The sequence below is a fragment of the Streptomyces kryoterrae genome (genome assembly GCF_054072135.1).
In genome coordinates this window covers 5834292-5855297 of sequence record NZ_CM133358.1, presented here as the reverse complement: position 1 = coordinate 5855297, position 21006 = coordinate 5834292, and the positions used below count along the sequence as shown (strand labels likewise).

Here is a 21006-nt window from a genome sequence, read left to right as displayed (position 1 = left end):
ATCGCATCAGATGCGAACTGGTTTCACTCTGCGCCGTGTTGGCCATTCGGGCCTCGGGAAGCTGCTGATCAGCAGGTAGGAGGCTCCGGCGTGCCTGTTGGGACGGTAGCTGACGGGCCGGGCCCGTGTCGTTCCGCTTCACTCGATCGGATGGCTGGCCTGCCGTTCCATCCCGGACTTCGCATCTGATGCGAGATTCTCGCGGCGGATGCGATCTACGGAGTGTGACGAAATGATGGGCAATGACAGGGCCGCGCCGGGGGCCGCGCGGCTGCACCTGGCCGACGGGGTGCCGCTGCTGCGGCCGGACGAGCAGGTCTTCGAGGCGATGCTGAACGGCTGGCGCAACCAGCAGCTGGCCCGGAACCTCGCGCTGTCGACGATCAACAGCCGTGAGCGGAAGGTGCGGGCGTTCGCCGCGCACGCCGACGCCTTCCCCTGGAACTGGTCTTCGCCGCTGGCGGACGAGTGGTTCGGCGACCTGCGGGCGGTCCGTGGCTGCGTACGCTCGACGCTGCGCGGCTACCAGGAGGCCGTGCGGCTGTTCTGCGACTACACCACCGACCCGGCCTACGAGTGGGCGGCCGAGTGTGAGCGGCGGTTCGGTACCCATCCGATCCAGGTGTGTCATGAGTGGAATACCGCTGTGCACATGCAGGAGTGCGAGGCCGAGTCCCCTAAACGGGCTTTCACCCGGGACGAGTTGCAGGCGTTCTTCGACCACGCCGACGATCAGGTGAGCCGGGTCCGCGGACACGGCCGCAAGGGCTGGCTGCCGGCCTTCCGCGACGCGATGCTGCTCAAGACCGCGTACGCCTACGGGCTGCGACGCAACGAGACGAGGATGCTGGACACCGCCGACTTCGGCCGCAACCCCGAAGGCCCGGAGTTCGGTGAGTACGGCGTCCTCTACGTCCGCCACGGCAAGGCGAAGAAGGGCTCGCCGCCCAAACGCCGCAGCGTGCTGACGGTATTTGAGTGGTCGGCCGAGATCCTCGACCAGTGGACGAGCGAGGTCCGGCCCGCCATGCGCCACGCGGACGGGCCCGCTCTGTGGCCATCCGAGCGCGGACGGCGGGTCGGTCTCCAGCGACTGGACTCCCGCTTCGCCGCCTACCGCGACGACCTCGGCCTGGACCCGGTCCTGGACTTCCACTCGCTGCGAAGGTCCTACGTCACCCACCTGATCGAAGACGGCTGGGACGCGTTCTTCGTGCAGTCCCAGGCCGGCCACGACCATGCCAGCACGACCTCGATCTACACCTGTGTCTCTTCCGACTTCCGCACCCGCACCCTGCGGCGGGTCCTGGACGCCACGGTCGAGGCCGCACTCAAACCCGCCAGGAGGGCCTGATGAAACGCCAGGTCAGCTACCAATGGCGCCTGCGCGAGCTCATGGCCGCTGCCGGGATGTTCACCACCAGCGAGCTCGCCCCACCACTCGCCGAACGCGGCATCGCGTTGTCGCTCTCCCAGGTCCATCGGCTGGTCACCGGCACCCCCGAACGGCTCTCGCTGCCGGTGCTGGCCGCGCTCTGCGACATCTTCGAGTGCACCCCTGCCGACCTGATCGCCACCAAGGCCGAGAACGCCACCATCCGCAAGGTCGCCACCGGCGACGCGGTCGTCGACCTGTCGGCGATCCGCCCCAAGCGCGCCCGCATCCGGCCCGAAGGATGAGCCGCACCCGTATCCGCGCCGAGGACCTGTTCTGCACCCGCTGCGGCCGGGCACTGCGGCCGGGAGCGAACCACTGGCCCGAGGGCTACATCTGCCAATGCTGCATGACCAGGGCCCTGGAGATCTACGGGACCTGCATGGACTGCGGTGTCGAGCGGCTCACCCCCGGCCTCGCACCGGACGGGGGCAAGCTCTGCACCGACTGCGCCGGCGGACTCGGAGACTTCTTCTGCGAGCAATGCGGCAAGGAGGCAAGGCGCTACCGGCGCGGCATCTGCGGCCGGTGCGTCCTGACCGAGCGCCTGCGCGAGCTCCTCGACGACGGCACCGGATCCGTCCGGGCCGAACTCCTCCCCCTGTTCGACGCCCTGCGGCAGATGCAACGCCCATGGGGCGGGATGACCTGGACCGGCCACCCCCACGTCCAGCGCAACCTGCGGGCCCTGGCCCACGGCGAAGTCCCGCTCACCCACGACGGACTGAGCCGGCTCACCCCCTGGCGCTCGGTCGCCTACCTGCGCGACCTGCTCATGCAGACCGGCGTCCTGCCCCCGGCCGACCGGCAGCTGCTGCTCTTCCAGCGATGGCTCACGGAGACACTTCCCGCCGTCGGCGACACCGACCACCGGCGGTTGCTGGGGCTGTTCGCCGCCTGGCACATCCAGCGCCGCCTGCGCACTCTGGCCGGCCGCGGCCCGCTGACCAGCGACCAGATCCGGCAGGCCCGCGACGAGATCCGCCTCGCGACCTCCTTCCTCAACCACCTCGCCCAACGCGGACGCGGCCTCGCCGCCTGCACCCAGGCCGACGTCGACACCTGGTACGCAGGCGGCTACACCGCCCGGCGCCTCACCCACGCCTTCCTGCGATGGGCGATGCGCTCCAAACACGCACCCGCCCTCGTCGTCCCGCACCGTTCCACCAGCAACCCCGCCCCGATCCCACAGCACCAGCGCCTCACGCTGCTGCGACAGACCGTGAACCGTGAGGACGTCCCGAGCCGGGACCGGGTCGCCGCCGTGCTCGTCCTCCTCTACGCACAACCCCTCACCCGCATCGTCCGGCTCACCACCGACGACATCCTTCACGAAGACGGCGAGGTCCTCGTCCGCCTCGGAGACCCGCCGTCCCCCGTTCCCGAGCCCTTCGCCGGACTGATGCTGGCCTACCTCAACGAACGGCCGAACACCATGACCGCCACCAACCCCGCAGCCCGCTGGCTGTTCCCCGGCCGCCGGGCCGGGCAGCCCATGACCTCGAAAACCCTCGAACTCCGGCTCCGCCGCCTGGGCTTCCCCACACAGCGCGGACGCACGGCGGCAATCCGCCACCTGGTCCTCCAGGCCCCCGCCCCCGTGATCGCCCGCATGCTCGGCTACCACGACGAAACCACCGCACAGCTGGCCGCCGAGGCAGGAGGAACCTGGCGCCACTACGCACCCGGCGACCACACACGGTGACCCCAGCACCTCAACCACCAAGGAATGGGCGTCAGTCGATTACGCGAGGTCGCCAGTTTCGTGCCCCTGTCAGGCGCGGTCATGGAGGGTGATCTGGTAGCCGTCGGGGTCGGCGAAGGTGAATGTCCGGCCGAAGGGGCCGTCGACCGGCGCGGAGACGACAGTGTGACCGTCGGCGACGAGAGCATCGTGAATGGCCTGGACGTCTGTGGCGTGGAGCCAGATCGCGGCACCGATGCCGGGCTGAGCGACGGATGCGAGATCGGTGCCGGGAACGACGTCGCGGAGTGCGAACGCGATCGGCTTCGTCTCGAAGACGACGGCGTGCGGAGGCCCGGCCGACGAGCGGACGAGGCCGAGGTACTGCTCGTAGAACGCCTGCGAAGCGTCGAGGTCGCGCGCTTGGAGCGAGATGAAGTCGGGGCCGGTGGCGGGCACGATAATGCTCCTTCATTCGTGTCAGTTTTCTGACACAGGTCAAGCTATGTCAGAATCCTGACATGAGTCAAAACGGTGTCGGCGTCGACCTGGAGACGTCACTGGGCTACCTGCTGAAAGAGGCGTCGAGCGCGCTCCGCGCGGCCATGGAGGCGGTGCTGCGGCCGCTCGGGATGAGCGTGACGCACTACTCCTGCCTCGAACTGCTGGCCCAACGGCCGGGCTTGTCGAACTCCGAGCTCGCGCGGGGCGCGTTCGTGACCCGGCAGTCGATGAACGTGCTGCTCCAGACCCTGGAGCGAGACGGCTACGTGACCAGGCCCGCGGAGGCACCCGTCGGGAAGGCCCTTCCCACGCGGCTCACGCCTCGCGGCCGACAGAGCCTGGAGAAGGCGACCGTCGCGGTCCGGTCCGTCGAGGTCAGAATGCTGGCCGGCATGACCGAGACCGAGCAGTCAGCCGCGCTCCGGATCCTGCGGAGCATGATCCATTCCCTGCGCGACGGCGAGGCCGGTGCATAGCTCGTCCCCCGGCGCACGTCTCGTCGCGCCCCGCCAGGAGTGCGGCCACGCGTGAGAATCCGTGCAGGCGACCTCGAAAACCGACAGACCCCGGCTACACCCTCTTCTGCGACGAGCCCTGAACTCCGCTTCACGACACATCAGCCGGACCACCGCTGACTGCTACTGAAGGAAGAACCGGCGGGCACGCTTCCGCGGCTCCTGGGGCCGCCCTGGGCCTGCTCCGCTTCACCGCGACATCGGCCGCCACAATAACAAAACTCTTGTTAAAGTGACCCCATGGGTACGTCCCCCGCCACATCCCCCGCCCCCGGCGAAGGCCCCGTCCGCCCGGTCTCCGTCTCTCTCCACGAGGGCACCATCGCCGCTCTCAAGGAGCGGACCGGCAAACGAGGCATGTCCGCGTACGTCGAAGCCCTCATCCAGCGCCAGTTGGAACGGGACCGGCTGCGCGAACTCATCGAGGACGCCGAAGCCGAACACGGCCCCGTCGATCAGGCCGCCGTAGAGGCCAAGCGGGCGCTGCTGCGCGGAGCCACGGCCGGGTCGGCGGACGCCGCGTGACGGGCACGCTCGTCCTGGACTGCGAGGGCCTGTCCAAACTCGTACGACGCACCCCCGAACTCACCGAGTGGCTCGCCGCTGCCGAAGCCGAGGACATTCGTGTCGTCACCAGCGCCGTCACCCTCGTCGAGGCCCGCGACCCCAGGACCAACCAGGCCCGTTTCGACCACGCCGTCTCCCGCGTCAACATCGTCCCGCCCACCGAGGCCATCGCCCGGCACGCGAGCAGGCTCCTCGCCGCAGCGGGACTGCACGGCCACAAGTACGCCCTCGACGCGATCGTCGCCGCCACGGCACTCGCCTCACCTGCCCCGGTGACCGTCCTGACCTCGGACCCCGAGGACCTCGACGTGCTGTGCGGCACGGGTGCTCATGTGGTCAAGGTCTGACTCCCGGCCGTCCTCCTACGTGTCCTCGAACGGTTCATCACTCCAGCGAAACCATGCCTGGCCGCCCTGAATGTGCAGCAGGAACTCCACGACGGGGCCCGACGGGGACACGAGGGTGAGGGTGCGGGCGATCAGGTCGTAGGCGTCCTCGAAACGGTCGTACTGCTCCGCCTCGATAAACGCGAGCGTCTCGACGAACCACGGCTCGACCTCCGCGAACGCCGGCTCGGGGACGAAACGGCCGCTCAGCCAGGGGAAGTCGGCGTCGTCGACCAGGATCTCGCCGAGTACGCTGCCGTCTCGCTCCAGCCGCCAGACCTCACCCACAAATCCCATCTCGGCCGTCCTCCCCGTCCTCATCGTCCTCATCGTCCTCCGCAGCTCGAGGAAAGCCGAGCCGGTCCAGGAGCACGGTGAACAGCTCTTCCACGAGACCTCCTGGGAGCGCAGCGCCTCCTCGACCGTGCTCACCTCGTCGGCCCGGCCGTATCCGGCCGACCGGGCCCAGGCCAGGGCGGCCCGCGCAGAGCCCGGCACCTCCGCGTCAAGCTCCGCGCGCGTACGGTCGGCCGCCTCCGCGAACTCGGGGCTGTTCGCCCACACGCTCGTGTCGTCGACGTCGTGCGGTGCCCGGTCCAACGTTCGGGGCGGAAACCCGGTAGCCGCCGAGTTCACCTCGCCGGTAGCGTCCGGTCTCGCGATCGGCCGTAGCAGCGGCCCCCGGGTTCAGAAAGCGATTCGCATGACCAGCCTGCAAGCAACGACGACCCTGTGGCGCCCTACCGGTCCCAAGGAGCTGGACCTGGTCCGCGATCTGAACTGGCGTGCCTGGCCACCCCGGCTCCCCGAACAGCCGATCTTCTACCCGGTCCTCAACGAGGACTACGCGATCAAGATCGCCCGGGACTGGAACGTGAAACACGACGGTGCCGGCTTCGTCACCCGGTTCGAGGTCGACTCGGAGTTCCTGAGCCGGTATCCCGTCCAGCAGGCCGGCGGGCGGACGATTCTCGAGCTCTGGATCCCGGCCGAGGAACTGGACGACTTCAACGACCACATCGTCGGCGCGATCCAGGTCGTTCACGAGTTCCGCTGAAGCAAGGAGCCGTACCGCATGTCGTCCGAACCCGGGAGTCCGCAGGGCCCCGAGTGGGAGACCGTCTGCCGTGTGTGTGGGTACGACGACGGGGTGGAGCCCTTCTGGGAACAGGGCTGGCCCAACGAGGGTGCCATCTGCCCGTGCTGCAGCAACGAGCCCGATGTCAGCGACGCCAGTGTCATGGGGATCCGCGGCTACTGGCTCGGCCAGGGTGCCCCTTGGAGTTCACCGAGTTGCCGTCCGAAGGGCTGGGACCTGCTGGAGCAGGTGGCCCACATTCCGGCCGAGTGGCGCTGACTGCCGTTGGAGGACCGGCGGGCCCGCGTGACCCCACGCGGGCCCGCTTCCGTGTTCAGTGAGCCTCGCCCCCCGGGCCCCTGCCGGATGCTCTCCCGTCGAACCAATTTCCCAAATAAATTCTGCAAAAATACTTTTGGAAAGTCTCTGGGCGTTCTAGCCTCCCGTCATGGCAAGCGAAGAACAGAGACGTGTGCTCGATCCTGAGCAGGACGCGGCAGCCTTGAAGGCCCTTACGCACCCGTTGCGGATCCGGCTGCTCGGGCTGCTGCGGCAGGACGGCCCGGCCACCGCGAGTGAGCTCGCGGTGGCGACCGGGGAGTCGTCCGCTTCCACCAGCTATCACCTGCGAGTCCTGGCGAAGTACGTGTTCGTCACCGAGGCCGAGCACCGTGACGGGCGGGAGCGTCGCTGGCAGGCAGTGCACTCAGTGACCTCCTGGAACAACAAGGCAATGGAGGCCTCGCAAAGCAGCCGCACCTGGCTCAGCTTGTCGCGCAGGGTGCAGATCGAGCACCTGGAGGCTTCGCTCGTCCGTCACGAGGCCGATATCGCCGACGGACGGCTGGGACAGGAATGGGTGGAGCCTTCGGGGATCAGCGACCTGATGCCCCACCTGACCCCCGAGTCGCTCACGGAACTCAGGGAGGTGATCGACCGGAAACTGGAGGAACTGACCACCCGCGACGCAGGGGATCCACGCGCCGCGCAGGTCGTACTCCTCACCGCCGGGCTGCCCCTGGCCCCGCGCCCCGCAGGGGCGAAGCCGGACCCCTCCGCCCTTGCGGAGACAGATGCCGAGAACGCGTCATGACCAGACCGCTGGACATACCCACCGCCCGCCGCCGCTACGTCACGGTCTGCGCCCTCTTCTGGCTGCCTCTCGGGCTGACCATCGCCCCTGGCATCCTGCTGTTCACCGAGCGCGGCATGACCATGGCGGCCATCGCGGGCTTCTTCGCCGCGCACTCCCTCACCGCCGCAGCGCTGGAACTGCCCACCGGAGGACTGTCCGACGTACTGGGACGCCGCACTGTCCTGGCCGCCGCCGGCCTGCTGAACCTGGTCGCCTTGACTCTTCTGGGTCTGGGCACCACTCCCTGGCTGCTCGGCCTGGGCATGGCGCTGATGGGCACGGGCCGCGCCCTGTCCAGCGGACCGGCCGAAGCCTGGTACGTCGACACCGTCCACGCCCATTCCGGCCCCGGCGCCGAACTGCGCACCGGCCTGGCACGCGGCTCCGCCGCGACATCCGCCGCGCTCGCCGCGGGCACCCTGCTCGGCGGCGCCCTGCCCTGGCTGCTCGGCCTGGGCCCTGACCTCGGCGCCCGGCTGAGCCACGCCACCTCCGGGCTGGTGCTGCCCCTTTCCGTCCCGCTGCTGCTGGGTGCGGTGGTCGAGGTCGCCTTCGTGCTGTACGTCCTGACAGCTCTGCCCGAACCGCCCCGGCCGGTGGCCACCCTGCGCGACGTCCTGCGCGGGATCCCGGTCACCGTCGCGGGCGGGCTGCGCCTGGGTGGCCGCGATGCGCTGGTCCGCCGGGTGTTCCTCAGCGCAGGCGCTGCCGGCAGCGCCCTGGCCGCGATCGAACTGCTCACGCCGGGCCGTGCCGCAGCCCTTGCGGGCGCGTCGGAGTCGGGGGCGGTGCTCTTCGCCGGACTCGCGTGCGCCGGATTCATCTGCGGGGGTCTCGGCAGCCACCTCGCACCGCTGATCGCCCGGCTCGCGGGCAGCGGCGAACGCGCGGTCATGGTGAGCCTCGGCGCCGGCGCGAGCGGCCTGCTCCTGCTCGGCGCCACCGCGGTATCCGCAGGAGTGGGCTCCCTGATCCTCGCGGCCACCGGCTACGGTCTGGTCTACCTCGGACTGGGCGCGGCGGGCCCCAGCGAGAACGACATCCTGCACCGCCGTGTCGACAGCGCGGGGCGGGCCACCGCGCTGTCCGTCCAGTCCCTCGCCCTGCAACTGGTAGGAGCCCTTACCGGTCTGGTCGTCGGCGTCCTTCCATCAGGGCCGCTTCCCTGGCTGCTGGGAGGCACCGCGCTCCTGGCAGGAACACTCCTGTGGGCCCACCGCAGCGAGCCCACACCCCTCACCCCGCCGACAACACCTCAGCCGCGCGCCGTGCCCTCTCCCCCGAGCGCCGTCGGCTCCGCCCCGCATCATTCGAATGCCGGTAGTTGACTTGCTCCGCGAGCTGAAGCCCGAGGAGCAAGTCAATGGCACGGCGCCTACCACCGACTGAGGCAGGACGGCCGGACCCTGGGGATCGTCGCCATCGTGCTGGAGGTCTCGGCCGCCCGGCAGGAGCCGCGGGAGCTGGAGCGGGCCCGCGAGCGCCTCGCCCTGCTCGACGAGGCCGCCACCCGTGTCGGTACCACCCTGGACATGGACACCACCTGCCAGGAACTGGCCGGGTTCCTGGTGGCGAAGCTCGCCGACGCCGCCACCGTGAAGGTCCTCCCCGAGCACGGCACCAGCCGGGCGCCCCGTGACGGATCCCTGCGGCTGCGGCCGACGGCGCTGGCCGCGGTGCCCGAGCTGGAGGTGGTGATGCGGCCCCTGGGGCGGCCCGGCGAGTACGTCGACCATCAGCCCGGCTCGTCCGTCGTCCGGTGTCTCGCGGAGGGACGTCCGGTGATCGACAACCTGATGGACGAGCAGGACATCGGCCGCGCCGCCGCCCACACCGGCAACGTCGCCGCCTACCTGGCCGCCGGCATCCACTCCGCCCTGATCGTGCCGCTGACGGCACGCGGCCACGACGTGGGCACCGTCACCATGGTCCGGGCGGGCGACTCCCCCCCTGTTCGACGAGACCGACGCCGTGATCGCCCAGAACCTGGCCGGCCGGGCCGCCATCAGCCGCGACAACGCGCGCCGCTCGCCGACCGTCCCGCGACCTGCGTGATCGCCATCGCCGACCCGCGCCGGGGCAGCTGCACCTACGCCAGCGCCGGACACCTTCCCCCCGTCGTCGTCCGCCCCGACGGCCGGGCCACGCTCCTCCCCGTCCCGCCCGGACCGCCCCTGGGCACCGGCCACAGCCGCTACGTGTCCTTCACGGCGCCCTGCGAGCCGGGCCACACCCTCCTCCTCTACACCGACGGCCTGATCGAACGCCGTCACGAGGACATCGACGCCTCCCTGCGCCGCCTCACCCGCGTCCGCGGCTGCCCGGTCCCCGAGGACCTCCTCGACCAGGTCGCCCCCGCCGACCCCGAGGACGACATCGCCCTGGTCGCCGCCAGGTACGACCGGGCCGAAAGCTAGAATTCCGGCCGGTCGACGAGAGGGAGCAGGGAAATCATGGCAGCGGAGCGGGCGGAGCAAGCAGAGCAGGCAGAACGCGCGGAGAAGGTGGAGCGGTTCGAGGTGAGCCGTGCCATCGCCGCACCGGCGACCCGGATATTCGGCCTGCTGTGCGATCCCGACGGGCATGTCGCGATCGACAGTTCGGGCATGCTCCAGGCCGCCGACGGCGAACCCGTGCGCGCGGCCGGGGACTCGTTCGTCGTGCACATGGACCGCGAGGCACTGAACGACCGGCCGCTGGGCCGCTACGACGTCACCGTGGAGATCACCCGGTTCGAGCAGGACACGCTCATCGAGTGGACCCCGACCCACCCCGCCTTCCAGCCCTCCATCAACCACCACTTCGGCTACCGGCTCCGCCCCACGGCGGACGGCACCGAGGTGACCTCGTACTACGACTGGAGCCGCATCCACGAGCGGTACCGGGCCGCCGGGATCTTCCCCATCCTCCAGGAGTCGGCGCTGCGCGCCACGCTGGGAATCCTCGCCCGGACCGTCGAACGGGACGCCTGACCCCCACGGAACTCGATACAGTCCAGGATGGGGATGAGAATCCCCCTCTCGGACAGGAGAACCTGATGACCATACGGAGGGCGTCGTGAAGGTGGGGTTCATCGGGCTCGGCAGTATGGGGCTGCCGATGGCGCGGCGCATCCGGGCCGAGGGGCACGGCCTCATGCTCTACGCCCGTCGGCAGGCCTCCCTCGAACCCTTCGCCGGTGCGGACGGCGTCACGTTCGCGGCGACCCCGGCCGAACTGGGCGCCGCGGTCGACGCCGTCGGCATCTGCGTCTTCGACGCGGCGGGCGTGGAGGAGGTCCTGTTCGGGGCGGACGGGCTGGCCGGCGCCCTCAAAGCGGGGAGCGTGGTGCTCGTACACAGCACGCTGTCGCCCGGGCAGATCCGGGGGATCGCGGAGCGGGCGGCGCCGTACGGACTCCGGGTCCTCGACGCGCCGGTCAGCGGAGGCGCCGAGCGGGCCCTCGCCGGTGAGCTGACGATCATGGTGGGCGGTGACGCGGAGGCGCTGGCCGATGTCTCCGGTCTGCTGTCGGCACTCTCGCGGCATGTGGTGCATCTGGGCGGGGTCGGGGCCGGGTCGTACGCGAAGCTCGTCAACAACACCCTGTTCGCCGCGCAGATCGCCCTCGCGGACGACGCGATGCGGGCCGGCGAGGCACTGGGAGTCGACCCGGCCGGCCTCGCCGACATCCTGACGACGAGCAGTTCGGCCTGTGTCGCCTCGGGAGTCCGGCTGCGGGCCGGTTCCCTGTCCGGGATCGCCGGTACGCCCGCCGGCGCGGCCCTCACCAAGGACGTCACGCTGACGGCGGACCTGCTCGGCGACGCTCCCGGCAGCGAACTCGTCGACGTGGCACGGCGGTTCGTCACCGGGGTTACCGGGAAGCGCGCCGGCGACCGAACCTGACCCCACAGTGGGTCACCTGGTCACCTGGTCACCCGGTCACTTGGACTCGACCTGTCCCAGTGGGTCGGGGCCGGCCGTCAGCTCCTCGCGCGCCGTCTGCCAGGCCGGGTCCCCGGGGTGGAGCTCGGTGCGGAGGTAGGCCGCGGTGAGCCGTTGGACCACGGACACCCGCGCGGGATTCTCGTCCGTGGTCTCGGCGACGTCGTATCCGGAGATGCCGCCGAGGCCGTGCTCCGCGTCGAACAGGGTGAGCAGGGACTTGGGGCCCGGGGCGAGGGCGTAGGGATCGGTGTGCCAGTCCGGACCCATGACCGTCAGATGGGCGGAGGCGTCCTTGTCGCCGGCGACGACCAGCGTGGGTGTCGTCATGCGGGAGAAGTCCATGGTCGAGAAGAAGGGCCAGTTCTCGGTCACGTGCGGGGTGAGGGCGTCGCCTCCTCGGCCCGGCGCGGCCAGCAGGACGCCCGCCTTGATCCGGGGCTCGGTGAGGTCCACCAGCGTCCCGTCGTGCGGGTCGGTGAGCCGGGCGCCCAGCAGCAGGCTCGCGGTGTGACCGCCCATCGAGTGCCCCGCCACGGCGACCCTCCCCCGGTCCAGGCGCCCGGCGAGCTGCGGGACGGCGGCCTCGATCTCGTCGAGCCGGTCGAGGACGCGCGTCATGTCCTCGGCGCGCGACCGCCAGTACAGGGGCGCCCCGGGGGTGTCGGAGGGCAGGCTCAGCGTCGTCGAGCTGAGATGCGTGGGCTGGATGACGACGAAGCCGTGCGCCGCCCAGTAGGTGACGAGGGGCGCGTAGCCGTTGAGCGAGGAGAGGTTGTTCGAGTGGCCCTGGCCGTGCGAGAGGAGGATGACGGGCAGTTCGTTCCCGGTGACGGGCGCGGAGATCCGTATCGCCAGGTCCACGGCTCGGTCGGCGGTCGGCAGTACTACCGGAGCGACCGAGAGGACAGGGGTTTCCCTCATGATGCGTACGTCCCTTAGACTGGAAAATGAAAGCGGAACAACGTTCCGTTTAATATACGGAGCGCTGTTCCGCTTTGTCAAAGGGCAGAGGAAGGTCACAGCGAAGGGGGACGGCGAAGGGTGGAGCGGGGATGGATGAGGACAGCGTGGTGAAGCCTGCGGGCACGTCCGGGGAGATGCCGGCCCGAAGCAAGCGGGCCGACGCGCAGCGCAACCAGCAGACGCTGCTCACCGCCGCCGCCGCGGTGTTCGTCACCTCCGGCGTCGACGCGCCGATCCGTGAGATCGCGGCCAGGGCGGGCGTCGGGATGGGGACGATCTACCGCCACTTCCCGACCCGGGCCGACCTCGTCGTCGCCGTCTACCGGCACCAGGTCGAGGCCTGCGCCGAGGCCGGCCCGACCCTGCTGGCCGACGCCGGCTCACCGCTCGTGGCACTCCGTCAGTGGGCCGACCTGTTCGTCGACTTCCTGGTCACCAAGCACGGACTCGCCAACGCGATGCAGTCGGACGCCGGCGGCTTCGACGCGCTGCACGCCTACTTCCTCGACCGCCTGGTACCGGTCTGCGGCCAGTTGCTGGACGCGGCGGTCGAGGCCTGCGAGATCAGGCCCGGTACGCAGGCGTACGAGCTGATGCGGGGCATCGGCAACCTCTGCATCGGGCATGACAGCGACCCGCGCTACGACCCGCGGCGCCTGGTCGAGCTGCTCCTCCAAGGGCTACAGCGACCCCGGTCGTCCTGATGTGATTCGTCACCGTGTACGAGTTCGCCCACCCAGGGAGCACCCTGGCCTTTCGGTCCGCGGTGACCTGCCCGGGGCCCCTCGGGAACTCTGTGCAACGACTGTGTACCGGGAATGCGGCGGAACAGTCGCAAACCCTGTCACAGCAGATCCCGCTGCTACCTTCGCCCGACGATCATCGAGCGGAACGGCCCCCACAGCCGCTCCTGGCAGCGGAGGACCCATGGCCGACGAACGAACGACGAGCCGTCCCAGACCGAGGCATCGCACGATCCGGGCCGCGGTGCTCCTCACCGCGCTCGGCACGGCCACGCTGACTGGTTGCGGGGGCTCGGGCAAGGACACCGCGGCGCAGGACAAACCGGCCACCACCGCCGCTCCCGCCATCGGCCACGGCACAGCGGCGACCGCCCCGCCGTCGACGCCACCGACAGCGGCGGTGGCGAAGGGAGCCGCCACGAAACCGGCCGCGCCCGCACCCGTATCGGCGCCTGCACCGGCGCCCGTATCAGCATCCGTGTCGACGCCCGCCGCGGATCCCGGCCCGACACCGGGCTGCGACCACAAGATGCCGATCTCGCCGGACGAGGTCGCGGTGTACGGATACACCCCCGAAGGCGGCAGCCTCAGCCTGATCGTCAAAGCCGGCGCCTGGGGCTGCCCCGACCCCGACACCGACGGCCCGCCGTTCGTGACGACCGGCAAGGAGTACGCCCTGCCGCTGGACCAGGCCGCCTATGTCACCGCCACCAACCCCATCACCGAGAGCAGCGAGAACCAGCACATCGGCGTGCAGGAACTCCTCGACTGGCTGGACGCCCACCCCGACTCCGGCCTGGTCTTCAAGTACCACGCCGGAGCGGACGGAACAGTTGACGTTCTCGAGCAGGAGTTCACCCCGTAGCTCCATGCCCCGTGGTTCCACGCCCGTCGGCGTCGGCAGCCCAACTCGCCCACCACGGACGGAACATCACGCGCATGGCCGCATCCAGAGCCGGCCGACGGCCCAGAACCGCCGGCGTCGTGACGGACTCCGCGTCGCTCTTCAGCAGCCCTTTTCTCCCCGCCGGCGAGGGCCGTGCTCGGCTACGAGCCAGTCGACGAATTCACCGAGACGGCCGACCTGGTCCTGCCGGATCAGTGCGGTGGTGACGTAGGCGGAAATCTCCCGGTCCGGTCCACGTCGCAAGCGATCCATGCCGCGCGTCCCGCACGGGATCTGCCAGAGGGCCGCGTCGTGGGGACACTGACACCCGAGGCGTACGAGGACGCGGGCGTGATCGCGCTCCACCCCGAGGCCTGACGCTCAGCCCGAACGGGTCCCGCGGGGGCTTTTGTCGGTCTCGGTCCGGCCGCACGCCGGTGTGGTCGGACCGAGACGCGGATCCGCCACCGGAACCACCTGGTCCGGTTCGGTGGTCCATTCCGGACCGCCGCCGGCCGGACGGAGGAGGACGAGGCGGCGAGCCGGACGGGCATCGGGTCCCGGCAGCACGTCGATGGGCCGATCCAGGAGTACGCCCCTCACCGAGCCGCACCGGCAGCGGCAGCTGGTCCGGATGTCGCTGGACCGCCTGTCGGACGTGGTCAACTACAGCAAGACGCATCTGCACGGGGTGGAGCCTCGGCCCATTCGGCCTGTTCCCTGAGCCGCCAAGGAACAACGCCGCCGTGTCCATGAACCGCCCTGCCCAACCTCGCCCAGCCGCGCCGTGCTCCAACACCGCCCGATCCAACAGCTCCAGAGCCCTGTCTTCCGTCCGGTCCGCCTCATCCCGCTTCCGGTAGGCGCCAGGAGGAGCGGGCCCGGACCCGAACGTCCCGGACGGGCCCGCAACGGCCGGCGGCGGAGGGTGGCCCCCCTATCCCGCGGCGGCGGGCTCGGGCACCGGGGACGTGGTGGCCGACGGGTGGGTGAGGTCGTAGGCGCTCTCCGCGTGCAGGTGGACGTCGACGCCCTCCTGTTCGACCTCGGGGCGGACGCGCAGGCCCATCGTCCTGTCCAGGGCCTTGGCGATCAGCCAGGTCACGGTGAAGGAGTACGCCAGGACGGCGAACGCGCCGACCGCCTGCTTGCCGAGGAGGGAGAAGCCGCCGCCGTAGAGGAGGCCGTCGATGCCGTTCGGGGCGTCCGACGTGGCGAGGACGCCGACCAGCAGGGTGCCGGTGAGGCCGCCGACGAGGTGGATGCCGACGACGTCGAGGGAGTCGTCGTAGCCGAATTTGTACTTCAGGCCGACCGCGAGAGCGCACACCGCGCCGCCGACGGCACCCAGGGCGAGCGCGCCGACCGGGGAGACCGCGCCGCAGGACGGGGTGATCGCCACCAGGCCGGCGATGGCGCCGGAGGCGGCGCCGAGCGTCGTGGAGTGGCCGTCGCGGACCTTCTCGACGAGGAGCCAGCCGAGCATCGCCGAGCAGGTGGCGGTGAAGGTGTTCAGTACGACGACGGAGGCGGCGTTGCCCGAGCTCAGCGCGGAGCCGCCGTTGAAGCCGAACCAGCCGAACCACAGCAGGCCGGCGCCGAGCATCACCAGGGGGAGGTTGTGCGGACGTTCCTGGCCGCCCGCCTTCTGCCAGCCGATGCGTCTGCCGAGGACGAGGATCACGGCCAGCGCCGCCGCGCCGGAGTTGATGTGGACGGCCGTACCGCCCGCGTAGTCGATGGCGCCGAGCTTGTTCACGATCCAGCCGCCCACCACGCCCTTGCCGTCGAAGGCGAACACCCAGTGGGCGACCGGCAGATAGACCAGCGTGACCCAGATGCCGGTGAAGGCCATCCAGGCGCCGAACTTGATGCGGTCCGAGATGGCGCCGCAGATCAGGGCTGCGGTGAGAGCCGCGAACAGGGCCTGGAAGGCGGCGAAGACGGAGAGCGGGATGACCGCCTTCGGGTCGTCCGCGATGACGCCGCTCATGCCGAAGAACTCGGAGACGTCACCGAGCAGGCCGGCGCCGCCGATCGAGTCGCCGAAGGCCGCCGAGAAGCCGTAGACGACCCAGATGCAGCCGACCAGGGCGACGGACCCGAAGGTCATCATGATCATGTTCAGGACACTCTTGGCGGCGACCATGCCGCCGTAGAAGAGGGCCAGGCCCGGCACCATCAGACAGACGAGTGCCGTGCTCGCGAGCATCCAAGCGGTACTTCCGGTGTCCATGCGCACACTCCACGGAGAGGTCCAGCCGAAGGAAACGTTGTTTCACCGCAGTAGACCGGTAGTGCGTTACAGGACAACTCCGTGGCCGATTAAGGCCGGGTTTCCGTAGCCGTGGCTGGGTTTCAGTGTTGCGGGCTGTCCCCGAACGCGGTCACCGTCAGGAAGCGGATGGGGAGTTCGACCAGCCGCTCGGGGCCGTGCGGGGCCTCGCCGTCGAACTGCAGGGCGTCGCCGGGGCGCAGGGTGTAACTGGACTTGCCGTGGCCGTAGACCATGACGCCCTCCAGCATGTACAGGAGCTCGGTGCCGGCGTGCTGGAAGAGCGGGAAGACCTCGCTCTGTTCGGTCAGCGTGACCAGCAGGGCGTCCATGCGCTTGTGGGCGCCCCTGAGCGAGCCGAGCTGGGCGTACTCGTGGCCGACCCTCGTGCCGCGCCGCACGATCCGGGCGCCGTGGTCGGCCGGGACGAAGACGGCCTCGCGTTCGTCGTCCATACCGCGGAACAGGGCGGTGACCGGGACGTCGAGACCGCGCGCGAGCCGGGAGAGCGTGGTGAGGCTGCACGCGGTCTGGGCGTTCTCGATCTTCGACAGCATCGCCTTGGAGATACCGACCCGTATCGCCATCTCGCCGACCGACAGCCCCGCCGCCTGCCGGTACTCACGGGCCCGGACCGCGATGACGCGCTCCAGCGCCTTGTCGTCGGAGGCCTGCGCTGCGTCTCCGGCTGTGTCGTCCTGATCGGTCACCGGCGCATTTTACTCAGGCTCGCCGCGCGATATCCGCGCCGGTCATCCCTGCCCACCTGCTTTTCTGCTGGGGGTCCGGGGGTTATCCCCCGGGAAGATGCAGCAACCAGCGCGTTCCAGGCGGAAACGGGGCTGGGGTTCGGCGCGGCCGGTGGCGAGGTCCGCGGCCATCGCGCCGATGAGCGGAGCGAACTTGGCGCCGTGGCCGGAGCACGGGGAGACGACGACGAACGGGCCGTGGCGGTCGAGGACGAAGTCCTCGTCGGGGGTGGTGGTGTAGAGGCAGGTCGCCTCGGCGACCGGGTCGGGTTCGAGGCCCGGGAGCCGGTCGCGGACGAAGCCGCTCACCCGGGTGCGCGACGACGGGTCGACGACCCCGCTGCGGGTACGGGCGGTGGTGGGCGTGCCGCGGTCGTGCTCGGCGACCTTCATCGCGGGCAGCGGGCCGCCGTCGCTTCCCGAAGGCAGGCCGTAGAGGTGCAGGCCCCCGTCCCAGATCAGGGTCGGCCACCTGACAGACGCGTCCCGCTGCCGGAAGTGGAAGACCTGCTGCTGGGTCACCGCCAACGGCGGCAGAGGGACGGGCAGTTGGAGCTCGGGCAGCCAGGCGCCGGCCGCGACCACCACCGTGTCGGCGACGATCTCGCCGCCGTCGTCGGTGCGCAGGAGCACCTCGCCGCTCCCCCGGACCTCGATGCCGGTGACCCGGTTGCCGATGACCGCCCGCGCCCCGTGCTCGATCGCCCGCCGTACGCAGGCGGCGACGGTCTCGTCGGCGTCGACCGTGCCCGCGTCCGGGTGGTACAGCACCGGCCCGGTGATACGGATGTACGGCCAGCGCTCCGACGCGGCTTCCGGGCCGAGGAGTTCATGGGGCACCCCGGCCGCGCCGAGGAGACCGGCGATCGCCCCGGGGTCGCGGTCCTCGCCCATGTCGAGCCCACCGGTCCTGCGGAGCAGGGGAGTTGAGCTGTCGTCCTCCAACTCCCGCCACTGCTCGTACGCCTGCCCGGTCAGCCGTACGTAGAAGGGGTCGGCGTACGCCCGCCGGAAGATCCGCGAGCTGCCGTGCGAGCTGCCGTGCCGGTGACCGATGTCGTACGCCTCGATCAGGGTGACCTCGTGTCCCCGCCGGGCCAGTTGCCAGGCGGTGGCCGCGCCCATCAGTCCGGCGCCGACGACGGCGATCACAGTCCCTCCCCGGGGATCCAGTTCGTCCCCGCGAGCGGGACACGGGCCATGGCGGCGGACTCTATCGTCAGGGCCACCAGGTCCTCGGGTTCCAGGTGGAGGAGGTGGGCCTTGCCGCAGGCGCGGGCGAGGGTCTGGGCCTCCATGGTCATCACGCGGAGGAAGTTGGCGAGCCGGCGGCCGGCGTCCACCGGGTCGAGGCGGGCGGCGAGTTCCTCGTCCTGGGTGGAGATGCCGGCGGGGTCGCGGCCGTCCTGGTAGTCGTCGAAGTAGCCTGCGGCCGAGCCCAGTTGACGGTACTCGGCGTCGTACTTCGGATGGTTGTCGCCGAGCGCGATGAGCGCGGCGGTGCCGATGGCGACCGCGTCCGCGCCGAGCGCGAGGGCCTTGGCCATGTCGGCGCCGCCCCGGATCCCGCCGGAGACGATCAGCTGGACCTCGCGGTGGACGCCCAACTCCTGCAGGGCGCGCACCGCTTGGGGCAGGGCGGCCAGGGTGGGGATGCCGACGTGCTCGATGAAGACGTCCTGGGTGGCCGCCGTACCGCCCTGCATGCCGTCGACGACCACGACATCGGCGCCCGCGTGGACGGCGAGCTTCACGTCGTAGTACGTCCGGGTCGCGCCGACCTTCACATAGATCGGCTTCTCCCAGTCGGTGATCTCCCGGAGCTCCAGGATCTTGATGGCGAGGTCGTCGGGGCCGGTCCAGTCCGGGTGGCGGCACGCGCTGCGCTGGTCGATGCCGACGGGCAACGTCCGCATACCGGCGACCCGTTCGGTGATCTTCTGCCCGAGCAGCATGCCCCCGCCGCCGGGCTTGGCACCCTGCCCGAGGACGATCTCGATGGCGTCGGCGGCCCGCAGGTCGTCGGGGTTCATGCCGTAGCGGGACGGCAGGTACTGATAGACGAGGTGCTTGGAGTGGCCTCGCTCCTCGGGGGTCATCCCGCCGTCCCCGGTGGTGGTGGAGGTACCGGCCTCGCTGGCGCCTCGCCCGAGGGCCTCCTTGGCCTGGGCGGAGAGGGCCCCGAAGCTCATACCGGCGATGGTGACGGGGGTGGCGAGGCGAAGGGGGTGCTTGGCGTGCCGGGCGCCGAGGACGATGTCGGTGTCACAGCGCTCCCGGTAACCCTCCAGCGGATAGCGGGACATGGAGGCACCGAGCAGCAACAGGTCGTCGAAGTGCGGCAGTCGACGCTTGGCACCCCACCCCCGGATGTCGTAGATACCGGTCTCGGCGGCGCGCTGGATGGCGTGGATGGTGGCACGGTCGAAAGTCGCCGACTCGCGCAGGCCGTGGGATGGGGCTTCCAAGGTCAACTCCTTCATCAGGGCTGAGGTGGAGCGCCCCCTTTAGGGGCGCGGGGCTGTGTCGATTTGCGGCTCCGCCGCGCGGGCGCGACCAGCCACAACGGACCCGCAGCCAAGAAACTTCGCTAGTACGCCGCCGAGTTGTCGACCTTGAAGTGATAGAGCGTCCTGGCGGAGCCGTACCGCCGGAAATCCGCAGGGTCTTCGTCCCGCTCGGCCGCCTTCAACAACTCGGCCAACTCCGCGAGGTGTTCGGCCCGCATCTCCTTCTCGACACAGTCCGCACCGAGCGACTTGACCGTGCCCCTCACGTAAATCCGGGCCTCGTACAGGGAGTCCCCCAGCGCATCCCCCGCATCCCCGCACACCACCAACCGCCCCGCCTGCCCCATGAACGCACTCATGTGCCCGACATCGCCCCCCACGACGATGTCCACCCCCTTCATGGAGATCCCGCACCGCGCGGACGCGTCCCCGTCGATCACCAGAAGTCCACTATGGCCGGTGGCCCCCGCCGACTGGGACGCGTTCCCCCGCACCCGGACCGTCCCGGACATCATGTTCTCGGCGACACCCGTACCCGCGTTGCCGTGGACGGTGACCGTGGCGCGCTGGTTCATGCCGGCGCAGTAGTAGCCGACGTGGCCCTCTATGTCGACGGCGAGATCGTCCCGGATTCCGCAGGCCACGGCGTGCGCGCCGCGCGGGTTGAGGATGCGCCAGACATCCGTGCCGCCGGGCGCGTGCAGGGCCTGGTTGAGCTCCCGTACCGGGGAGTTCGCCAGGTCGATCAGCGTCGCCATATGTACACCTCTTCCGGCTCGGGTTCGAAGATGCGGGCGTTCTCGATGCCCGGCAGGACGTCCAGCGCCCGGTACTCGGAGGCCATCGCCACCCATGCGTCGGTCTCGGCGACGAGGGCCGGCTTGCAGGCGATGGCGTCACGGACGACGGCGAAGGAGTCACCGGTCGACACCAGCAGCGTGTAGAAGCCGTCGAACCGCTCGCACAGCAGCCGCAGCGCCTTCTCCAGGTCGGCGCCCTGTGCCAGTTGGCGGGCGACGAAGCGCGCGCCGACCTCGGAGTCGTTCTCGCTGTCGAACTCGACGCCTTGGGCGCGCAGTTCACGCCGGATGGTGGCGTGGTTGGCGAAGGAGCCGTTGTGCACCAGGCACTGTCCGGGGCCGACGGAGAAGGGGTGGGCGCCCTCCGGGGTGACGGCGGACTCCGTGGCCATGCGGGTGTGGCCGACGCCCTGCCAGCCGGTGACGGCGGCGAGCCCGAAGGCGTCCGCCAACTCCACGGGGTTTCCGGTGCCCTTGAGTACGGCCATGTCGGTGCCGGAGCCGATGACGATGGCATGGGGCAGCGCGTCCGCGACGGCGGCGAGCAGGTCGGCGACGGGAAGATCCGCGTGGACGACGGTGGTCGCGTCGGCGGCGACGGCCACGGCGCCGGGCAGCGCGGCCTCGGCCTCGGCCGGGGTGACCCCGAGCAGCGAGACGACGGCGCGCCCCGGCGGGGACAGGCGGGGATCGCCGTAGACCGCGACGCCCGCCGAATCGGGGCCGCGCTCGACGACCTGGCCCAGCATCGCGGTCAGCAGCTCGCCGAGCCGGGGTTCGAGTGAGGGCTCCCGCAGATGGAGCCCGACGATTCCGCACATGCCAACTCCTCTCAGAATGCGGTCG

25 protein-coding genes are annotated in these 21006 nt (G+C 70.5%); 15 read left to right on the top strand and 10 right to left on the bottom strand.

Annotation, left to right across the window (positions count from 1 at the left end; all coding sequences use genetic code 11):
• Positions 1–232: 232 nt before the first annotated feature.
• From ACW4TU_RS25830 to ACW4TU_RS25820, 3 genes are read left to right on the top strand one after another with little or no spacing between them, the layout of a single operon-like run.
• Entirely contained in the window at positions 233–1354 is a 1122-nt protein-coding gene (locus tag ACW4TU_RS25830; RefSeq protein ID WP_457417160.1) for a tyrosine-type recombinase/integrase, read from the top strand.
• On the top strand, positions 1354–1680 hold the full coding sequence (locus ACW4TU_RS25825; RefSeq protein ID WP_457417159.1) for a helix-turn-helix domain-containing protein: 327 nt from the start codon (positions 1354–1356) through the stop codon (positions 1678–1680). The genes ACW4TU_RS25830 and ACW4TU_RS25825 overlap by 1 nt, the downstream gene beginning before the upstream one ends.
• Positions 1677–3140, top strand: coding sequence for a hypothetical protein (locus tag ACW4TU_RS25820; RefSeq protein WP_457417158.1), 1464 nt, complete (start codon positions 1677–1679; stop codon positions 3138–3140). Before ACW4TU_RS25825 ends, ACW4TU_RS25820 begins: the two co-directional genes overlap by 4 nt.
• A 69-nt stretch (positions 3141–3209) precedes the next feature.
• Here the strand turns inward: ACW4TU_RS25820 and ACW4TU_RS25815 are convergent, their stop codons facing one another.
• Complete coding sequence (locus ACW4TU_RS25815) at positions 3210–3578, bottom strand: VOC family protein (RefSeq protein ID WP_457417157.1); 369 nt, start codon at positions 3576–3578, stop codon at positions 3210–3212.
• A gap of 62 nt (positions 3579–3640) precedes the next feature.
• Here ACW4TU_RS25815 and ACW4TU_RS25810 point away from each other — a divergent pair, with 62 nt between their 5' ends.
• The 3 genes from ACW4TU_RS25810 (at position 3641) to ACW4TU_RS25800 (ending at position 5052) form a co-directional block, all read left to right on the top strand.
• Positions 3641–4099 (top strand): MarR family winged helix-turn-helix transcriptional regulator, encoded by a 459-nt coding sequence (locus tag ACW4TU_RS25810; protein WP_457417156.1) that lies wholly within the window; start codon positions 3641–3643, stop codon positions 4097–4099.
• Positions 4100–4378: 279 nt separating this feature from the next.
• Positions 4379–4663 carry a hypothetical protein gene (locus ACW4TU_RS25805; protein WP_457417155.1) on the top strand — a complete coding sequence of 95 codons (285 nt, stop codon included), beginning with the start codon at positions 4379–4381 and terminating at the stop codon, positions 4661–4663.
• On the top strand, positions 4660–5052 hold the full coding sequence (locus ACW4TU_RS25800) for a type II toxin-antitoxin system VapC family toxin (protein ID WP_457417154.1): 393 nt from the start codon (positions 4660–4662) through the stop codon (positions 5050–5052). The genes ACW4TU_RS25805 and ACW4TU_RS25800 overlap by 4 nt, the downstream gene beginning before the upstream one ends.
• Before the next feature lie 15 nt (positions 5053–5067).
• Here ACW4TU_RS25800 and ACW4TU_RS25795 read toward each other — a convergent pair whose 3' ends face one another.
• Positions 5068–5691, bottom strand: coding sequence for a hypothetical protein (locus tag ACW4TU_RS25795; protein ID WP_457417153.1), 624 nt, complete (start codon positions 5689–5691; stop codon positions 5068–5070).
• 103 nt (positions 5692–5794) lie between these two features.
• Here ACW4TU_RS25795 and ACW4TU_RS25790 point away from each other — a divergent pair, with 103 nt between their 5' ends.
• The 7 genes from ACW4TU_RS25790 (at position 5795) to ACW4TU_RS25760 (ending at position 11192) form a co-directional block, all read left to right on the top strand.
• Positions 5795–6148 carry a hypothetical protein gene (locus ACW4TU_RS25790; RefSeq protein ID WP_457417152.1) on the top strand — a complete coding sequence of 118 codons (354 nt, stop codon included), beginning with the start codon at positions 5795–5797 and terminating at the stop codon, positions 6146–6148.
• 18 nt (positions 6149–6166) lie between these two features.
• Complete coding sequence (locus ACW4TU_RS25785; protein ID WP_457417151.1) at positions 6167–6448, top strand: hypothetical protein; 282 nt, start codon at positions 6167–6169, stop codon at positions 6446–6448.
• A gap of 169 nt (positions 6449–6617) precedes the next feature.
• On the top strand, positions 6618–7262 hold the full coding sequence (locus tag ACW4TU_RS25780; protein WP_457417150.1) for a helix-turn-helix domain-containing protein: 645 nt from the start codon (positions 6618–6620) through the stop codon (positions 7260–7262).
• Positions 7259–8632: an MFS transporter gene (locus ACW4TU_RS25775; RefSeq protein WP_457417149.1), complete on the top strand. Its 1374-nt coding sequence runs from the start codon at positions 7259–7261 to the stop codon at positions 8630–8632. The genes ACW4TU_RS25780 and ACW4TU_RS25775 overlap by 4 nt, the downstream gene beginning before the upstream one ends.
• A 96-nt stretch (positions 8633–8728) precedes the next feature.
• A complete protein-coding gene (locus ACW4TU_RS25770; protein WP_457417148.1) occupies positions 8729–9721 on the top strand; it encodes a PP2C family protein-serine/threonine phosphatase in 993 nt (330 codons plus the stop codon).
• Positions 9722–9757: 36 nt separating this feature from the next.
• Positions 9758–10276, top strand: coding sequence for an SRPBCC family protein (locus ACW4TU_RS25765; RefSeq protein WP_457417147.1), 519 nt, complete (start codon positions 9758–9760; stop codon positions 10274–10276).
• Positions 10277–10361: 85 nt separating this feature from the next.
• Positions 10362–11192, top strand: a complete 831-nt coding sequence (locus tag ACW4TU_RS25760) for an NAD(P)-dependent oxidoreductase (protein WP_457417146.1) — start codon at positions 10362–10364, stop codon at positions 11190–11192.
• Between the two features lie 36 nt (positions 11193–11228).
• Here ACW4TU_RS25760 and ACW4TU_RS25755 read toward each other — a convergent pair whose 3' ends face one another.
• A complete protein-coding gene (locus ACW4TU_RS25755; RefSeq protein WP_457417145.1) occupies positions 11229–12155 on the bottom strand; it encodes an alpha/beta hydrolase family protein in 927 nt (308 codons plus the stop codon).
• Positions 12156–12286: 131 nt separating this feature from the next.
• Between ACW4TU_RS25755 and ACW4TU_RS25750 the strand changes: the two genes are divergently transcribed.
• Positions 12287–12901 carry a TetR/AcrR family transcriptional regulator gene (locus tag ACW4TU_RS25750; RefSeq protein ID WP_457417144.1) on the top strand — a complete coding sequence of 205 codons (615 nt, stop codon included), beginning with the start codon at positions 12287–12289 and terminating at the stop codon, positions 12899–12901.
• A 223-nt stretch (positions 12902–13124) separates the two neighbouring features.
• Positions 13125–13805, top strand: a complete 681-nt coding sequence (locus tag ACW4TU_RS25745) for a hypothetical protein (protein ID WP_457417143.1) — start codon at positions 13125–13127, stop codon at positions 13803–13805.
• 141 nt (positions 13806–13946) lie between these two features.
• On the opposite strand, the gene ACW4TU_RS25740 is transcribed toward ACW4TU_RS25745, so the two are convergent.
• The 7 genes from ACW4TU_RS25740 to ACW4TU_RS25710 all read right to left on the bottom strand — a co-directional run bounded on the left by ACW4TU_RS25740 (position 13947) and on the right by ACW4TU_RS25710 (position 20981).
• Positions 13947–14099 carry a hypothetical protein gene (locus ACW4TU_RS25740; RefSeq protein WP_457417142.1) on the bottom strand — a complete coding sequence of 51 codons (153 nt, stop codon included), beginning with the start codon at positions 14097–14099 and terminating at the stop codon, positions 13947–13949.
• A gap of 664 nt (positions 14100–14763) precedes the next feature.
• Complete coding sequence (locus ACW4TU_RS25735; protein ID WP_457417141.1) at positions 14764–16062, bottom strand: ammonium transporter; 1299 nt, start codon at positions 16060–16062, stop codon at positions 14764–14766.
• A gap of 122 nt (positions 16063–16184) precedes the next feature.
• The gene (locus tag ACW4TU_RS25730) at positions 16185–16811 is read right to left on the bottom strand and encodes a helix-turn-helix domain-containing protein (RefSeq protein WP_457417140.1); all 627 of its coding nucleotides are present in this window, start codon (positions 16809–16811) and stop codon (positions 16185–16187) included.
• Between the two features lie 42 nt (positions 16812–16853).
• On the bottom strand, positions 16854–18002 hold the full coding sequence (locus tag ACW4TU_RS25725) for an FAD-dependent oxidoreductase (RefSeq protein ID WP_457417139.1): 1149 nt from the start codon (positions 18000–18002) through the stop codon (positions 16854–16856).
• Complete coding sequence (locus ACW4TU_RS25720) at positions 17999–19318, bottom strand: FMN-binding glutamate synthase family protein (protein ID WP_457417138.1); 1320 nt, start codon at positions 19316–19318, stop codon at positions 17999–18001. Before ACW4TU_RS25720 ends, ACW4TU_RS25725 begins: the two co-directional genes overlap by 4 nt.
• Positions 19319–19440: 122 nt before the next feature.
• Positions 19441–20118 (bottom strand): GltB/FmdC/FwdC-like GXGXG domain-containing protein, encoded by a 678-nt coding sequence (locus tag ACW4TU_RS25715; RefSeq protein WP_457417137.1) that lies wholly within the window; start codon positions 20116–20118, stop codon positions 19441–19443.
• The gene (locus tag ACW4TU_RS25710; RefSeq protein ID WP_457417136.1) at positions 20106–20981 is read right to left on the bottom strand and encodes a class II glutamine amidotransferase; all 876 of its coding nucleotides are present in this window, start codon (positions 20979–20981) and stop codon (positions 20106–20108) included. Before ACW4TU_RS25710 ends, ACW4TU_RS25715 begins: the two co-directional genes overlap by 13 nt.
• Positions 20982–21006 lie beyond the last annotated feature (25 nt).

What these genes read in the sequence shown, in the direction of transcription:
- ACW4TU_RS25805 (WP_457417155.1), top strand. Translation starts at nt 4,379, where the DNA reads ATGGGTACGTCCCCCGCCACATCCCCCGCCCCCGGCGAAGGCCCCGTC.
- ACW4TU_RS25740 (WP_457417142.1), bottom strand. Translation starts at nt 14,099, where the DNA reads ATGGATCGCTTGCGACGTGGACCGGACCGGGAGATTTCCGCCTACGTC.
- ACW4TU_RS25830 (WP_457417160.1), top strand. Translation starts at nt 233, where the DNA reads ATGATGGGCAATGACAGGGCCGCGCCGGGGGCCGCGCGGCTGCACCTG.
- ACW4TU_RS25755 (WP_457417145.1), bottom strand. Translation starts at nt 12,155, where the DNA reads ATGAGGGAAACCCCTGTCCTCTCGGTCGCTCCGGTAGTACTGCCGACC.
- ACW4TU_RS25785 (WP_457417151.1), top strand. Translation starts at nt 6,167, where the DNA reads ATGTCGTCCGAACCCGGGAGTCCGCAGGGCCCCGAGTGGGAGACCGTC.
- ACW4TU_RS25750 (WP_457417144.1), top strand. Translation starts at nt 12,287, where the DNA reads ATGGATGAGGACAGCGTGGTGAAGCCTGCGGGCACGTCCGGGGAGATG.
- ACW4TU_RS25780 (WP_457417150.1), top strand. Translation starts at nt 6,618, where the DNA reads ATGGCAAGCGAAGAACAGAGACGTGTGCTCGATCCTGAGCAGGACGCG.
- ACW4TU_RS25765 (WP_457417147.1), top strand. Translation starts at nt 9,758, where the DNA reads ATGGCAGCGGAGCGGGCGGAGCAAGCAGAGCAGGCAGAACGCGCGGAG.
- ACW4TU_RS25790 (WP_457417152.1), top strand. Translation starts at nt 5,795, where the DNA reads ATGACCAGCCTGCAAGCAACGACGACCCTGTGGCGCCCTACCGGTCCC.
- ACW4TU_RS25715 (WP_457417137.1), bottom strand. Translation starts at nt 20,118, where the DNA reads ATGGCGACGCTGATCGACCTGGCGAACTCCCCGGTACGGGAGCTCAAC.
- ACW4TU_RS25825 (WP_457417159.1), top strand. Translation starts at nt 1,354, where the DNA reads ATGAAACGCCAGGTCAGCTACCAATGGCGCCTGCGCGAGCTCATGGCC.
- ACW4TU_RS25775 (WP_457417149.1), top strand. Translation starts at nt 7,259, where the DNA reads ATGACCAGACCGCTGGACATACCCACCGCCCGCCGCCGCTACGTCACG.
- ACW4TU_RS25810 (WP_457417156.1), top strand. Translation starts at nt 3,641, where the DNA reads ATGAGTCAAAACGGTGTCGGCGTCGACCTGGAGACGTCACTGGGCTAC.
- ACW4TU_RS25745 (WP_457417143.1), top strand. Translation starts at nt 13,125, where the DNA reads ATGGCCGACGAACGAACGACGAGCCGTCCCAGACCGAGGCATCGCACG.
- ACW4TU_RS25735 (WP_457417141.1), bottom strand. Translation starts at nt 16,062, where the DNA reads ATGGACACCGGAAGTACCGCTTGGATGCTCGCGAGCACGGCACTCGTC.
- ACW4TU_RS25820 (WP_457417158.1), top strand. Translation starts at nt 1,677, where the DNA reads ATGAGCCGCACCCGTATCCGCGCCGAGGACCTGTTCTGCACCCGCTGC.
- ACW4TU_RS25710 (WP_457417136.1), bottom strand. Translation starts at nt 20,981, where the DNA reads ATGTGCGGAATCGTCGGGCTCCATCTGCGGGAGCCCTCACTCGAACCC.